This is a genomic window from Stenotrophomonas geniculata ATCC 19374 = JCM 13324 (assembly GCF_001431625.1).
GTDB lineage: Bacteria > Pseudomonadota > Gammaproteobacteria > Xanthomonadales > Xanthomonadaceae > Stenotrophomonas > Stenotrophomonas geniculata.
In genome coordinates, this window is sequence record NZ_LLXT01000097.1 from 55,826 (window position 1) to 70,142 (window position 14,317).

At 67.1% G+C, this 14,317-nt stretch carries 14 protein-coding genes; 6 read left to right on the plus strand and 8 right to left on the minus strand.

Annotated features, from left to right (window positions below; translation table 11 throughout):
* Window positions 1–56: 56 nt before the first annotated feature.
* The 4 genes from sdhA to ARC63_RS23790 are packed head-to-tail and all read right to left on the minus strand — an operon-like array spanning window position 57 to window position 2,881.
* On the minus strand, window positions 57–1,847 hold the full coding sequence (gene sdhA, locus ARC63_RS09070; protein WP_010484342.1) for a succinate dehydrogenase flavoprotein subunit: 1,791 nt from the start codon (window positions 1,845–1,847) through the stop codon (window positions 57–59).
* Between the two features lie 31 nt (window positions 1,848–1,878).
* The gene (gene sdhD / locus ARC63_RS09075) at window positions 1,879–2,265 is read right to left on the minus strand and encodes a succinate dehydrogenase, hydrophobic membrane anchor protein (RefSeq protein WP_005409077.1); all 387 of its coding nucleotides are present in this window, start codon (window positions 2,263–2,265) and stop codon (window positions 1,879–1,881) included.
* Window positions 2,262–2,654, minus strand: coding sequence for a succinate dehydrogenase, cytochrome b556 subunit (sdhC, locus tag ARC63_RS09080; RefSeq protein WP_005409076.1), 393 nt, complete (start codon window positions 2,652–2,654; stop codon window positions 2,262–2,264). Before sdhC ends, sdhD begins: the two co-directional genes overlap by 4 nt.
* A 56-nt stretch (window positions 2,655–2,710) precedes the next feature.
* Window positions 2,711–2,881, minus strand: a complete 171-nt coding sequence (locus ARC63_RS23790; RefSeq protein ID WP_005409075.1) for a DUF1674 domain-containing protein — start codon at window positions 2,879–2,881, stop codon at window positions 2,711–2,713.
* Window positions 2,882–2,920: 39 nt separating this feature from the next.
* On the opposite strand from ARC63_RS23790, the gene ygfZ reads away from it, so the two are divergent.
* The gene (gene ygfZ, locus ARC63_RS09085; protein WP_010484337.1) at window positions 2,921–3,796 is read left to right on the plus strand and encodes a CAF17-like 4Fe-4S cluster assembly/insertion protein YgfZ; all 876 of its coding nucleotides are present in this window, start codon (window positions 2,921–2,923) and stop codon (window positions 3,794–3,796) included.
* Between the two features lie 101 nt (window positions 3,797–3,897).
* Here the strand turns inward: ygfZ and ARC63_RS09090 are convergent, their stop codons facing one another.
* Window positions 3,898–4,980, minus strand: a complete 1,083-nt coding sequence (locus ARC63_RS09090) for an ABC transporter ATP-binding protein (RefSeq protein WP_010484335.1) — start codon at window positions 4,978–4,980, stop codon at window positions 3,898–3,900.
* A gap of 352 nt (window positions 4,981–5,332) precedes the next feature.
* On the opposite strand from ARC63_RS09090, the gene zwf reads away from it, so the two are divergent.
* From zwf to eda, 5 genes are all read left to right on the plus strand, one after another.
* Window positions 5,333–6,769 (plus strand): glucose-6-phosphate dehydrogenase, encoded by a 1,437-nt coding sequence (gene zwf, locus ARC63_RS09095; protein WP_057503078.1) that lies wholly within the window; start codon window positions 5,333–5,335, stop codon window positions 6,767–6,769.
* Window positions 6,766–7,773, plus strand: coding sequence for a glucokinase (gene glk / locus ARC63_RS09100; RefSeq protein WP_010484331.1), 1,008 nt, complete (start codon window positions 6,766–6,768; stop codon window positions 7,771–7,773). The genes zwf and glk overlap by 4 nt, the downstream gene beginning before the upstream one ends.
* Complete coding sequence (gene pgl, locus ARC63_RS09105; protein WP_057503079.1) at window positions 7,770–8,492, plus strand: 6-phosphogluconolactonase; 723 nt, start codon at window positions 7,770–7,772, stop codon at window positions 8,490–8,492. Before glk ends, pgl begins: the two co-directional genes overlap by 4 nt.
* A 58-nt stretch (window positions 8,493–8,550) precedes the next feature.
* Window positions 8,551–10,467, plus strand: coding sequence for a phosphogluconate dehydratase (edd, locus tag ARC63_RS09110; protein ID WP_057503080.1), 1,917 nt, complete (start codon window positions 8,551–8,553; stop codon window positions 10,465–10,467).
* A 205-nt stretch (window positions 10,468–10,672) separates the two neighbouring features.
* The gene (eda, locus tag ARC63_RS09115; RefSeq protein WP_057503081.1) at window positions 10,673–11,332 is read left to right on the plus strand and encodes a bifunctional 4-hydroxy-2-oxoglutarate aldolase/2-dehydro-3-deoxy-phosphogluconate aldolase; all 660 of its coding nucleotides are present in this window, start codon (window positions 10,673–10,675) and stop codon (window positions 11,330–11,332) included.
* Between the two features lie 98 nt (window positions 11,333–11,430).
* On the opposite strand, the gene ARC63_RS09120 is transcribed toward eda, so the two are convergent.
* The 3 genes from ARC63_RS09120 to ispG all read right to left on the minus strand — a co-directional run bounded on the left by ARC63_RS09120 (window position 11,431) and on the right by ispG (window position 14,275).
* Window positions 11,431–12,078, minus strand: a complete 648-nt coding sequence (locus ARC63_RS09120) for a response regulator (protein WP_057503082.1) — start codon at window positions 12,076–12,078, stop codon at window positions 11,431–11,433.
* A gap of 201 nt (window positions 12,079–12,279) precedes the next feature.
* Window positions 12,280–13,029, minus strand: a complete 750-nt coding sequence (locus ARC63_RS09125) for a phosphatase PAP2 family protein (RefSeq protein ID WP_010484323.1) — start codon at window positions 13,027–13,029, stop codon at window positions 12,280–12,282.
* Window positions 13,010–14,275 carry a flavodoxin-dependent (E)-4-hydroxy-3-methylbut-2-enyl-diphosphate synthase gene (ispG, locus tag ARC63_RS09130; protein ID WP_014036794.1) on the minus strand — a complete coding sequence of 422 codons (1,266 nt, stop codon included), beginning with the start codon at window positions 14,273–14,275 and terminating at the stop codon, window positions 13,010–13,012. Before ispG ends, ARC63_RS09125 begins: the two co-directional genes overlap by 20 nt.
* Window positions 14,276–14,317 lie beyond the last annotated feature (42 nt).

Genomic DNA, 14,317 nt, shown 5'->3' on the forward strand with positions numbered 1-14,317 from the left:
GTTGGCTCAGGCGGCCCGCGCCCTTGGGCGCGGATTGCATGGTAGGCGGGGTCGGATCAGTACACGCGCGGCTTCGGCGGCACCACGGACACGTCGTCGGTCAACGTGTACATGTGCACCGGACGGTAGTCGAAGCTGCACTTGCCCTTCTCGTCGACGCTGACCAGGGTGTGCTTCTGCCAGTTGACGTCGTCGCGGTCCGGGAAGTCCTCGTGCGCATGCGCGCCGCGGCTTTCCTTGCGCTGTTCGGCCGAGTTGATCGTCGCCACCGCGTTGAGCAGCAGGTTGTTCAGCTCGTAGGTCTCGATCAGGTCCGAGTTCCACACCAGCGAACGGTCGGAGACCTTCACGTCCTGGAACGAGTCGAAGATCTTGTCCATCTTCTCGCAGCCTTCCTTCAGCGTCTGGCTGGTGCGGAAGACGGCGGCATCGGCCTGCATGGTGCGCTGCATGCGATCGCGGATGACCGAGGTCGGGGTATCGCCGTTGGCGTGGCGCAGCTTGTCCAGCAGGCCCAGCGCCTTGTCGCAGGCATCAGACGCCAGCGGCTTGTGCGACGCGCCCGGCTTGATGGTCTCGGCGCAGCGGTTGGCCACCGCACGGCCGAACACCACCAGGTCCAGCAGCGAGTTCGAGCCCAGTCGGTTGGCGCCGTGCACGGAGACGCAGGCCGCTTCACCGATCGCGTACAGGCCCGGCACTACGGCATTGTCGTTGTCGCCGACCTTCTGCACCACTTCGCCGTGGTAGTTGGTCGGGATGCCGCCCATGTTGTAGTGCACGGTCGGGATGACCGGGATCGGCTGCTTGTGCACGTCGACGCCGGCGAAGATGCGGGCGCTTTCGGCGATGCCCGGCAGCTTGTCGTCGATCACGCCCGGGCCGAGGTGGGTCAGGTCGAGCAGGATGTGATCCTTGTGCTCGCCGACGCCGCGGCCTTCGCGGATCTCGATGGTCATCGAACGGCTGACCACGTCGCGCGAGGCCAGATCCTTGTAGTGCGGTGCATAGCGCTCCATGAAGCGCTCGCCACTGCTGTTGCGCAGGATGCCACCTTCACCGCGGACACCCTCGGTGATCAGGCAGCCGGCGCCGTAGATGCCGGTCGGGTGGAACTGCACGAACTCCATGTCCTGCATGGCGATGCCGGCACGCATGGCCAGGCCGCCACCGTCGCCGGTGCAGGTATGCGCCGACGTGGCGCTGAAGTAGGCACGGCCGTAGCCGCCGGTGGCCAGCACCACGCCCTGGGCGCGGAACAGGTGCAGCGTGCCATCGGACATGTCCAGGGCCAGCACGCCGCGGCAGGCGCCTTCCTCGTCGAAGATCAGGTCGAGCGCGAAGTACTCGATCATGAAGCGCGCGTCGTGCTTCAGCGACTGCTGGTACAGGGTGTGCAGCATCGCATGACCGGTACGGTCGGCCGCCGCGCAGGTACGCTGCGCCGCCGGGCCTTCACCGTACTTGGTGGTCATGCCACCGAACGGACGCTGGTAGATCTTGCCTTCGGCGGTGCGCGAGAACGGCACGCCGTAGTGTTCGAGCTCGATGATGGCCGGGATGGCCTCACGGCACATGTATTCGATGGCGTCCTGGTCGCCCAGCCAGTCCGACCCCTTGATGGTATCGAAGAAGTGGTAACGCCAGTCGTCCTCGCCCATGTTGGCGAGTGCGGCCGAGATACCGCCCTGGGCGGCAACGGTGTGCGAACGGGTCGGGAAGACCTTGGTCAGGCACACGGTCTGCAGGCCCTTGGCGGCCAGGCCGAACGTGGCGCGCAGGCCGGCGCCGCCGGCGCCGACCACGACCATGTCGTACTTGTGTTCGGTGATCTTGTAAGCGGACATCTAATCTGGATTCCTGTGTTGGTGCCTGGGCTCAGGCAACGCCGAGGGCGATGCGGCCCACCGCAAACACACTGACGATCATGCCGAGCACGGCGACGAACTTCACCGCGGTCTGCAGCACCAGGGCCAGCAGCGATTCGTGGATGTAGTCTTCCAGCACGACCTGCATGCCGAGCTGCGCGTGCCAGAACATGGCGATCAGCAGGCCGATCAGCGGCACTGCGTTCCACGGCTTGGCCACGGCGGCGGCGGCGGTCGCGTAGTCCGAGCCCAGCAGGCCCAGCACGAAGACCAGGAACCAGATGCCCAGCACCACCAGCGCGGCGGCGGTCAGGCGCTGGTGCACGAAGTGCTCGGTGCCGGTCTTGGCCGAGCCAAGGCCGCGCACGTTCTTCAGCGGGGTACGGAACTTGCTCACGCGGCACCTCCGAACATCACATAGGCCCACACCAGCAGGGTGATCACCAGGCTGCCGGTGACCGACAGCCAGCTGCTGCGGATGAAGGCGGGGATGCTGAAGCCGATGGCGAAGTCCTGCACCACGTGGCGGATGCCATTGCACAGGTGATAGGCGAACGACCATGTCCACGCGAACAGGAACACGCGGCCATACCAGGCCCCGGCATGGCCGGTGAAGCAGTTCCAGGACTCGGGCCCCATCATCAGGGCCAGCAGGCCGGCAGCGATGATGAGGGCACCAACAGACAGAAAGACGCCAGTGGCTCGATGCAGGATCGAGGTGGCCATCTGAATCTGCCAGCGATACACCTGAAGGTGCGGGGAAAGTGGGCGTTGTCTGGTCGCCATTCGCTGGGCTCGTTGTCTCGGCTGGGCGGCACACGGCCGCGTTGGCTCAATGCTGATCAGAAATCGATGCAGCGTCCGTTTTTCTCCCAATCGCCATACCGCACCGGATCAAGTCCGCCGCGGCCGCCGAATTCCTCTGCTTTTTCCTGTTCCACGGGCACGGGTGCCGCGGGGACCAGCGGGGCTTCAGATTCGTCGTCGGGAGTTGGGGTTGTTTGGCCTATCATGTTCGGTCTCGCAACGCACAAATTTTAGACCTCGTTCACGTGCCTGACAACCTGCCCCCTGCTTTCGTCGGATATCCGCGCCTGCCCGGCCACCAGTTGCTGAGCCTGCAGGGCACGGATGCGGCCGTTTTCGCCCACGCCCAGTTCAGCGGCGACGTCACTGCCCTGCCCCTGCTGCACTGGCAGTGGAGCGCCTGGCTGAGCGCAAAAGGCCGCACCCTGGCGGTGTTCCAGCTGCTTCGGCTGGCCGACGACCACGTGATGCTGGTGCTGGCCGACGGCGATGCCGATGCGATTGCGTCGCAACTGCAGCGCTTCGTGTTCCGTCGCAAGGTGAAGGTGCAGGTGCGCAGCGATCTGGCGGTGGCCGGCGCCTTCACCGCGCCCGAAGCCGCCAGCAACGCCGCGATTGCGCACGCCGCAGCGGCCGGCTGGGAACTTGACCTGGGCAGCGATGCGCTGCCGCGCACCCTGCGCATTGGCGCAGCTGATGCATTTGCCGCCGGCAGCGAAACCGATGAGGCCGCTTTCGCCCTGGCCTGGCGCCAGGCCGACCTGCGCTACGGGTTGCCGCGACTGGAAGAAAGCCAGCGCGAAGTGTGGACCCCCCAGCAGCTGGGCCTGGACCGCCTGAACGGCTACAGCGTGAAGAAGGGCTGCTATCCCGGCCAGGAAATCGTCGCGCGCACCCACTTCCTCGGCAAGGCCAAGCGCGCGGTGCAGCTGCTGCATGCCGCAGCACCGGCGCAGGCCGGCGATGGCGTACAACAGGACGGCGCAGCGCTGGGCACGATTGCCAGCGTGGCCGGTGAACTGGCGCTGGCGGTGCTGCCGCTGGAGGCCAGCGACGCCGAGCTGCAGGTGGGTGGTGCGGTGGCGCAGCGTGTGCCGCTACTGGATGGATTGGCGCGCTGAGGTTCACGCCGGGCACGGCCCGGCGCTACCGCCGCCATGGTGGGTGCGGACCGTTGGTCCGCACCGCAACGAAGCAGCCGAGCGTGGGTTCGGCTACAGAGTCAGAGCCGCTCGCCGGTTTCCGGGTTGAAGAAATGCAACCCCTGCGGGTGGATCGCCACGCGGATCTGCTCGCCCACCGCCGGCAGCGCCTGCGGCGCCACGCGCATGGTCAGCGCATGCTGGCCACTGCTGAGGTTGACGAAGATCTCGTTGCCGACCGGCTCAATGCCTTCGATGCGCGCAGTGAACGCATGCGCATCATCGGCGGCCGCCGGCTGCAGGTGCTCCGGCCGCACGCCCACCGCGATCGGCTTCTGCAACCACGCCGGATCGATCGTGGCCTGACCCAGCGGTGCACGCCATTCGCCGTCGACCACGGTCACGCCACCGGCATCGCCCTGCAGCGTGCCACGCAGCACGTTCATCGCCGGGCTGCCGAGGAAACCAGCCACGAACAGGTTGGCCGGGCGGTCGTACAGCGCCATCGGCGTATCGATCTGCTGGATGATGCCGTCCTTCAGCACCACGATGCGCTGGCCCAGGGTCATCGCTTCAACCTGGTCGTGCGTCACGTAGATCATGGTGGTGCCCAGCTTGCGATGCAGCTGCGCGATTTCGGTGCGCACGCTGTGGCGCAGCTTGGCATCCAGATTGGACAGCGGTTCGTCGAGCAGGAACACCGCCGGCTCGCGCACCAGCGCCCGGCCCAGCGCAACACGCTGGCGCTGGCCGCCGGACATCGCCTTGGGCAGCTTGTCCATCATCTCGGTCAGGCCCAGCGTCTGCGCCGCTTCGGCGATGCGCTTGTCGATGGTCGCCTTGTCATGCCCGCGCAGCTTCAGGCCGAAGGCCAGGTTCTCGGCCACGGTCATGTGCGGATACAGCGCGTAGCTCTGGAACACCATCGCGATGTCGCGATCCTTCGGCGCCACGTCGTTGACCACGCGATCACCGATGGTCAGCGTGCCGCCGCTGATTTCTTCAAGGCCAGCCACCATCCGCAGCAGGGTCGACTTGCCACAGCCGGACGGACCGACCAGCACCATCAGCTCGCCATCGGCGACCTCGAAGCTGGCGTCCTTCACCGCGACCTGGCCGTTGTCATAGACCTTGCGCACACCCTGCAACTGCACTTTTGCCATATCACCTATCCGGTCCGCCCGAAGCCGGGCTGTCTTTTGGGACTGCCTCGGCCCTCCCGATGGCAGTGATGATTGCGCGCTTGCGGCATGACGGCGAGCACTGCAATCGAATACAGTTGCCCATTCTGCCATGTAAACGTTTTCACGTGGCACTATCCGATGATCGGTGCGCACCGATCTGCGTCGGCGGTGGAACGAAGCTTCCGCCGGGGCAGTGGTTTCGAATGGAACGGTCTTCCGCTACCCCGGAGATCGCCCCTGACGAACCTCGGACAGGCAGTTGCGCGGATGTCCCCCGAACCCAGCCATGAAGCGATTGACAACGATGTCACCCGGATCTGAAACTCGAGCGATGCACGACACCCTCTTCCTGTTCGGTGCCACAGGTGATCTGGCCCAGCGCTACCTGTTCCCTTCGCTGCTTCGCCTGCTTGGCGACGGCCTGCTGCCGGAGGACTTCCGTATCCGTGCGCTGGCCCTGTCCGGGCATGACACCGAAGCCTTCCATGACATCCTGCGCCCGCGCCTGCAGCAGGCCATGCCGATGGCCTCGCAGGACGACATCAGTGCCCTGCTGCGCCGCATCGACTACCGTTCGGTGGACCTGCGCGACGTCGACTCGGTTGCCGCCGCGGTCTCCGACCTGGTGCACCGCAAGTGCGTCAGCTACCTGGCCATCCCGCCGGGTCTGTACATCTCCACCTGCGAAGGCCTGGCCAAGGGCGGCGCACTTGCCGCACCGGCACGCCTGATGCTGGAGAAGCCGATCGGCAGCGACAGCGAGAGCGCCGAGGAGATCATCTCTACCATCGGCCAGTGGATCGACGAGGACCGCGTGTTCCGCCTCGACCACTACCTGGGCAAGGCGGCAGTGCAGAACCTGATCGCGCTGCGCTTCGGCAATACGCTGCTGGAGGCAGTGTGGAACCGCAACTACATCGAATCGGTGCACATCCTGGTGGCCGAGAGCGAAGGCGTGGATGGCCGCGACGCCTACTACGCCCGCTCCGGCGCGCTGCGCGACATGGTGCAGAGCCACATCCTGCAGCTGCTGTGCATGGTGGCGATGGAACCGCCGGCGTCGCTGGAAGCCGACCGCATCCGCGACGAGAAGGTCAAGGTGCTGCGCGCCCTGCGTCCGCTTGATGCCAAGCACGCCGCGCGTGACAGCATCCGCGGCCGCTACACCGCCGGCACCATCAACGGCCAGCCGGCACAGGCCTACCAGCCGCCGGAAGGCAGCGACGTGGAGACCTTCGCCGGTGTCACTGCGCACATCGACAACTGGCGCTGGAGCGGCGTGCCGTTCCACCTGGTCACCGGCAAGCGCCTGCCCGAGCGCACCACCCGCGTGGTGGTCACGCTGAAGCCGGTCACCCACTGGCTGTTCGAGCGCCCGCAGCGCGCGCAGGCCGCACCAAACCGCCTGGTGTTCCAGCTGCAGCCGCAGGAAAACATCGAACTGGGCCTGATGAGCAGCCTGGCCGGCCCGGAATGGGGCGCGCTGGAACTGCACCCGCTGGAGCTGGAGCTGTCGGTGCCGACCGGCCTGCACCGCCGCATCGCGTACGAGCGCCTGTTCCTGGATGCGTTCAACGGCAACCACACGCTGTTCGTGCGCGATGACGAAGTGCGCGCCGCCTGGGCGTGGATCGACAGCGTGGCCGATGCCTGGAAGGACGCCAAGCTGCCGCTGGAGCCCTACCCCGCCGGCCAATGGGGCCCGAGCAATGCGGGCGAGTTCCTGCCGCAGGGCGTGGACGCGCCGGACAGCGGAGCCTCGGCATGAGTGCCAGCTCGCAGCCGGTGCTGGTGGCCGACATCGGCGGCACCAACGCCCGCTTCGCCCTGGCCGACACCTCGCAGGACGCACCGCTGCAGAAGGACAGCATCCGCGAGTACGCGGTGGCGGAGTTCCCATCGCTGGGTGATGCCGCGCGCCACCATCTGGAACAGATCGGCGCCACCGCCAGCCGCGGCGTGTTCGCAGTGGCCGGTCGCGTTGATGGTGACGAAGCGCGCATCACCAACCATCCGTGGGTGATCTCGCGCAGCCGCACCGCAGCGATGCTCGGGTTCGACGAACTGCACCTGATCAACGATTTCGCCGCACAGGCGATGGCGATTTCACTGCTGCAGCCCGATGACGTGGTCCAGGTCGGTGGTGCCGCCTGGGTGCCGGGCAAGCCGGGCCAGCCGCGCAACTACGCGGTGATCGGTCCGGGCACCGGCCTGGGTGTCGGTGGCCTGATCCTGCGCCACGGACGCTGCTATCCGCTGGAAACCGAAGGCGGCCATGTCAGCTTCCCGCCGGGAACCCCGGAGGAGATCCGCATCCTGGAAATCCTGTCCGAGCAGTTCGGCCGCGTCTCCAACGAGCGACTGATCTGCGGCCCGGGCCTGGTCAACATCCATCGCGCGGTGTGCGAGATGGCCGGTATCGATCCCGGCCAGCTGCAGCCGGTGGACGTGACCGCCCGTGCCCTGCATGGCGATCCGCAGGCAATGCGCACGGTGGACGTGTTCTGCGCGGTGTTCGGCGCCATTGCCGGCGACCTGGTACTGACCCAGGGTGCCTGGGATGGCGTGTTCCTGACCGGTGGTCTGACTCCGAAGATGCTCGATTCGCTGCAGCACTCTGGTTTCCGCCAGCGCTTCGAACACAAGGGGCGGTTCTCTTCGATCATGGCGCGCGTTCCCTCGTTGGCCGTGATGCATCCCCACGCCGGATTGCTGGGCGCCGCCGCCTATGCAGCCGACGCCGAACGTGACGCACCTGGAGTTGCCGCATGAGTTCCACCTTCCACGACGACCGCATCGAGTTCATCAGCCACGGCGATGCCGACGGCTGGATCGAGGCAGTGGCCGCCGAGATGGCGCAGACCCTCAACCACGACATCAACGAAGTGGGCCGCGCCCGCATCCTGTTGTCCGGCGGCACCACGCCGGCGCCGGTCTACCAGGCGCTGGCCGAGTTGGACGTGCACTGGGACCGGGTGGAAGTGAGCCTGGCCGACGAGCGCTGGCTGTCGCCGCAGGATCGCGACAGCAACGCCTGGCTGGTGCGCGAGCACCTGCTCAAGCGCGCCGAAGGTGCGCATTTCGATCCGCTGGTACGGATCGGAAAGCCGCTGCCGGAATGCGTTTACACCGCCAACCTGCAGGCCCAGCACAGCCAGCCGCCGAGCCTGGTGGCACTGGGCATGGGCAACGACGGCCACACCGCCTCGCTGTTCCCGGGCTCGAAGGACCTGGCCCGCGCACTGGAAAGCACCCTGCCCTACGCGGCACTGGACGCCACCGGCTGCCCGGGCGCGAACCAGTGGCCGCTGCGCATCACGCTGACCCCGCACGGGCTGGGCCAGTGCCGCCAGCGCCTGCTGCTGCTGCGCGGCAAGCAGAAGCTGCAGGTGCTGCGCCAGGCGCTGGACAGCAACGACGCCCAGCAGTACCCGATCCTCAATGCAATCAACCTGGACGGCGCGCGCCTGCGCGTGCACTGGGCTGATTGATGTCGGCGGCGGCGCCGCGCCGCCGCTTGCCTCTCGCCACCACGAACGCCGGTAGCCAATGAGCCTCCATCCGCAACTGCAAGCCATCACTGAGCGTGTCATCCGCCGCAGCGCCGCCTCGCGTGCCGCCTATCTGGCCGCGATCGATGCCTCCCTGCGTGAGGGCCCGTTCCGCAGCCGCCTGAGCTGCGGCAACCTCGCCCACGGATTCGCCGCCTGCGGCGGCACCGACAAGAGCCGCCTGCGCGGTGGCGTGACGCCGAACCTGGGCATCATCACCGCGTACAACGACATGCTGTCGGCGCACCAGCCGTTCGAGACCTATCCCGAGCAGATCCGCGAGATCGCCCGCGAGCTGGGCGCCACCGCACAGGTGGCCGGCGGCGTGCCGGCGATGTGCGACGGCGTCACCCAGGGCCGAGGCGGCATGGAACTGTCGCTGTTCTCGCGCGATGTGATCGCACAGGCGACCGCCATCGGGCTCAGCCACGACATGTTCGACACCACCGTCTACCTCGGCGTGTGCGACAAGATCGTGCCGGGCCTGCTGATCGGTGCACTGGCCTTCGGCCACCTGCCGGCGGTGTTCGTGCCGGCCGGCCCGATGACCCCGGGCATTCCGAACAAGCAGAAGGCCGAAGTGCGCGAACGCTACGCCGCCGGCGAAGCGACCCGCGAAGAGCTTCTGGAAGCCGAGTCCGCGTCGTACCACGGCGCTGGCACCTGCACCTTCTACGGCACCGCCAATTCCAACCAGGTGCTGCTGGAAGCGATGGGCGTGCAGCTGCCGGGTGCGTCGTTCGTCAACCCGGGCACGCCGCTGCGTGATGCACTGACCCGCGAAGCCACCGAACGTGCGCTGGACATCACCGCGCTGGGCGATGACTTCCGTCCGCTGGGCCGGATCATCGACGAGCGCGCGATCATCAACGCGGTCATCGCGCTGATGGCAACCGGTGGGTCGACCAATCACACCATCCATTGGATCGCCGTGGCACGCGCCGCCGGCATCGTGCTGACCTGGGACGACTTCGACGAGCTGTCGCAGCTGATCCCGCTGCTGGCCCGCGTCTATCCGAACGGCGACGCCGACGTGAACCGCTTCGCTGCGGCCGGCGGCCCGGCGTTTGTGTTCGGCGAGCTGATCAAGGCGGGCCTGATGCACGGCGACCTCGTGAGCGTCGCGCGTGGCGGCATGGCCGACTATGCGCGCGAGCCGCAGCTGCGCGACGGCCAGCTGGTCTATCTGCCGGGCCTGGAACGCAGCGCCGATGACGAAGTAGTGCGCGGTGTCGACAACCCGTTCGAACACCAGGGCGGCCTGCGCCTGCTGCGCGGCAACCTGGGCAAGTCGCTGATCAAGCTGTCGGCGGTGAAGCCGCAGTACCGCACGATCGAAGCACCGGCGGTGGTGGTGGATGCACCACAGGTTTTGAACAAGCTGCACGCCGGTGGCCTGCTGCCGCAGGATTTTGTGGCGGTGGTGCGATACCAGGGCCCGCGTGCGAACGGCATGCCCGAACTGCATTCGCTGGCGCCGCTGCTGGGCCTGCTGCAGAACCAGGGCCGGCGTGTGGCACTGGTCACCGACGGCCGCCTGTCCGGCGCCTCGGGCAAGATTCCGGCGGCGATCCACGTGACGCCGGAAGCGGCGCGCGGTGGCCCGCTGGCCAAAGTGCGCGAAGGCGACATGATCCGCCTGGATGGCGAGGCCGGCACGCTGGAAGTGCTGGTGGATGCGGCGGAATGGGCAGCACGTCCGCTGGCGCCGAACACCGCGCCCGCCGCGCATGACCTGGGCCGCAATCTGTTTGCGATCAACCGTCACATGGTGGGTCCGGCCGACCAGGGGGCGATTTCGATTTCGTGTGGGCCGGCGGCGGCCGATGGTGGGCCGTGGGATTACGACGCGGAGTACGAGCTGGGGCATGATGCCGCGGCGGCGGCGGCACCGCATGAGGCGAAGGACGCCTGAAGCGAAAAGCCGCGGCAGGCTTCCCGGCCTGGGCAGTAGAGCGCCCTGGCCGGGACACGCCGTAAACCCATCCATGGGGGCTCGATCGCGGCATCCATGCCGCTCACGGTCCCGGCCAGGGCGCTCTACTGCCCTTGGACAATTCCCGGCGCATCATCTGCGCTGCGGCCACTGAATCAAGAAGAGCAAAGGCAAGGGCAAAAGCATGGGTATCGAACAACATCAGGTGAAGGCGGCGGAGCTGTTGCATGCGGCGGGCATCCTGCCGGTGGTGACGATTCATACGCTGGACCAGGCGCGGGCGGTCAGTGCGGCGCTGCTGGAAGGTGGCCTGCCGGCCATCGAGCTGACGCTGCGGACACCGGTGGCGATGGAAGCGCTGGCGATGCTCAAGCGCGAGCTGCCGGATGTGGTGGTGGGCGCGGGCACGGTGCTGACCGTGGAGCAGATGCAGCAGTCGATCGATGCGGGCGCGGACTTCCTGGTGACGCCTGGTACGCCGCCGGCGCTGGCCGATGCATTGGCCGCTGCGCCGCTACCGGTGGTGCCGGGTGCGGCCACGCCGACCGAGCTTCTGTCGCTCTATGCGCGCGGCTTCCGCGTGTGCAAGCTGTTCCCGGCCACGGCCGTGGGTGGCCTGGCGATGATCAAGGGTCTGGCCGGCCCGGTCGCCGACCTGAAGCTGTGCCCGACCGGCGGCATCACCGAAAACACCGCCGCCGAGTACCTCGAACAGAAGAACGTGGTCTGCATCGGCGGTTCGTGGATGGTGCCGGGCAACTGGATCGCCAATGGCGAATGGGCCAAGGTGCGCGCCAGCGCCGCTGACGCCGCGAAGATCATCCAGCGCGTTCGCGGCCACTGAGCCGAACGCAGCTGTAGAGCCGAGCCCACGCTCGGCTCCACTCCAGCGGAATGAAGCGCAGCCGAGCATGGGCTCGGCTCTACAGAAGGCCGAATCCCTTACAGCGGCCGTGCCGGATCCACCAGCCCGTATTGGCTGGCCATCCGCGCCAACGCGATGTTGTCGTGGATCCCCATCTTCTCGAACAACCGCGCCTTATGCGTGTTCACCGTCTTCGCGCTCAGGCTCAGACGGCGGGCGATGTCTTCCTGGCGCAGGCCTTGGGTCAGCAGCAACGCCACTTCCAGCTCGCGCGGCGACAGGCTGTCGAACGGCGAACCGTTGCCTTCCACCGTCGATAGCGCCAGGTTCTGCGCGATGCTGGTACCCAGGTAGCGACGGCCACCGGCCACGTCGCGCACCGCGCGCAGCAGTTCCTGCGCATCGCAGCCCTTGCCGATGTAGCCGGCAGCACCAGCTTCAAGCAGCCGCTTCGGCAGCGGGCCATCTTCCAGCACCGACACGATCACCACGCGGGTATTGCGGTGGCTGCGCACGATGCGCTCAGTCACTTCCATGCCGCTCACACCCGGCAGATGCAGGTCGCACAGCACTACGTCCGGCAGCAGCTGGCGGACCTCGCGCAGCGCGTCCTCGCCGGTCTCGGCTTCGCCCACCACCTCGATGTCGGTTTCCCCCGACAGAATCATCTTCATACCGGTGCGGACCAGTGCGCGGTCATCCACCAGGTAGACTCGAATCGTCATTCACGTACCTCTTCGAATGCGGCCATTGCAGGTCAAGCTAGGTGGGGTGCCGATACCCCTGCAAGCGCGTTCGGAATGCGACCCCGGCAATCTGCCTTGCGCATCACAGTACCGCGCGTTGTGCTTGCCCCCTGTCTTGCAGAACCTGCTGCAACGAAACAACTGATCTATCACGTAGACGTCCCTCAAGGGCCATCCACGTCAATCCCCCTGTGATGATGCTTCGCTGGCCTTCGCTGGCGGCGGGCCGTGACGTCGCCAAGGGTGCCGGCGACTGAACATGACCAGATAGCACCCTACCACCCAAACCAGCGCGGCACACCATCCGGCCAGGATATCGGAGGGGTAATGCACTCCCAGATAGACCCGGGACACGCTGACCAGCAGGCTGAATGCCGGCGCCAGCAGCAGCACCGGCCAGCGCCAGCGGGTGTTCCAGGCCAGCAGTACCAGGGTCACCGCCAGGGTCATCGAGCCCATCGCGTGGCCGCTGGGGAAGCTGAACGTCGATTCCGGCGCGATCGATTCCCACAGGCTGGGGCGCTGGCGCTGGAAGAAGTGCTTGCTGCCCATGTTCAGCAGCGCCGAGCCGACGAAGCTGACCGCCACGAAGGTGGCCTCGCGCCAACGCCGGTAGCCCAGGAGCGCGCCGATGATCAGCACGTCGGCCGGGATCAGGAACCATTCGTAGCCCAGTTTGGAGATGAGCACGAAGAAGCGGTCCAGCAGCGGCGAATGCAGGCCATGCATCTGCCACAGCAGCGGCGCGTCGAAATGGAACGATTCAAACTCGTGCACCTCGTCAGCCAGGGCGACGAAGCCGGCCAGCGGCAGCAACACACCGCCGAACAGCAGGACCAGGCGCCAGGCGTTGCGCGCCATCCAGTGGCGGAAGCCGGAGGCGGACTCCGGTGCAGCGAGGATCGCAGGCTTATCCGGCGCTTCGGACATACTTGTGTTCGACGTAATCGTCGATCAGGGCGACGAACTCCTGGGCGATGTTGTCGCCACGCAGGGTCACCTTCTTCTCGCCATCGACGAACACCGGCGCTGCAGGCGTTTCACCCGTGCCCGGCAGCGAGATGCCGATGTTGGCATGGCGCGACTCACCCGGCCCGTTGACGATGCAGCCCATCACCGCCAGGGTCATGTTCTCCGCCCCCGGGTGGTGGATCTTCCACAGCGGCATCTTCTCGCGCACGTGGTTCTGCACCACCTTGGCCAGCTCCTGGAAGAACTCGGAGGTGGTGCGGCCGCAGCCCGGGCAGGCCGTGACCAGCGGCGTGAAGGCACGCTGGCCGGTGGTCTGCAGCAGTTCCTGGGCGACGATCACTTCCTGCGTGCGCGACTGGCCCGGTTCCGGGGTCAGCGAGATGCGGATGGTGTCTCCGATGCCTTCCTGCAGCAGCACGCTCAGCGCCGCGGACGAGGCGACGATGCCCTTGCTGCCGATGCCGGCCTCGGTCAGGCCCAGGTGCAGGGCGAAGTCCGAGCGCTGGGCCAGGTCGCGATACACCGCGATCAGTTCCTGCACGCCGCTGACCTTGGCCGACAGCACGATGCGGTCGCGCGGCAGGCCGAGTTCCACTGCCTGCTCGGCCGAATCCAGCGCCGAGCGGATCAGCGCCTCGCGCAGCACGCGACCGGCGTCCCAGGGCTGTTCGCGCAGGTTGTTCTCGTCCATCAGCTTCGCCGCCAGGGCCTGGTCCAGCGAGCCCCAGTTGGCGCCGATGCGCACCGGCTTGTTGTAGCGGATCGCGAACTCGATCAGCTGGGCGAACTGCAGGTCCTTTTTCTTGCCGAAGCCGACGTTGCCCGGGTTGATGCGGTACTTGGCCAGCGCTTCGGCACACGCCGGTTCGGCGGTCAGCAACTGGTGGCCGTTGTAATGGAAGTCACCGATCAGCGGCACGTCGATGCCCATCATCGCCAGCTTGTCGACGATGCGCGGGATCGCCGCAGCGGCTTCAACTGTGTTGACGGTCAAACGCACCATTTCCGAACCGGCACGCCACAGCTCGGCCACCTGCTTCACGCTGGAGGCCACGTCGGACGTGTCGGTGTTGGTCATCGACTGCACCACCACCGGCTTGCCTCCACCTACGGTGACCCCGCCGATCTGCACGGCATGGGTCTGGCGGCGGGGCCAGGAGGTGGCATCGGAGGGGGGAGTCGGGCGGGTGACGGCGTCGTGCATGGGCGCATTCTACCGCCCGCTCCCGCATTCCGGGTGACTCGC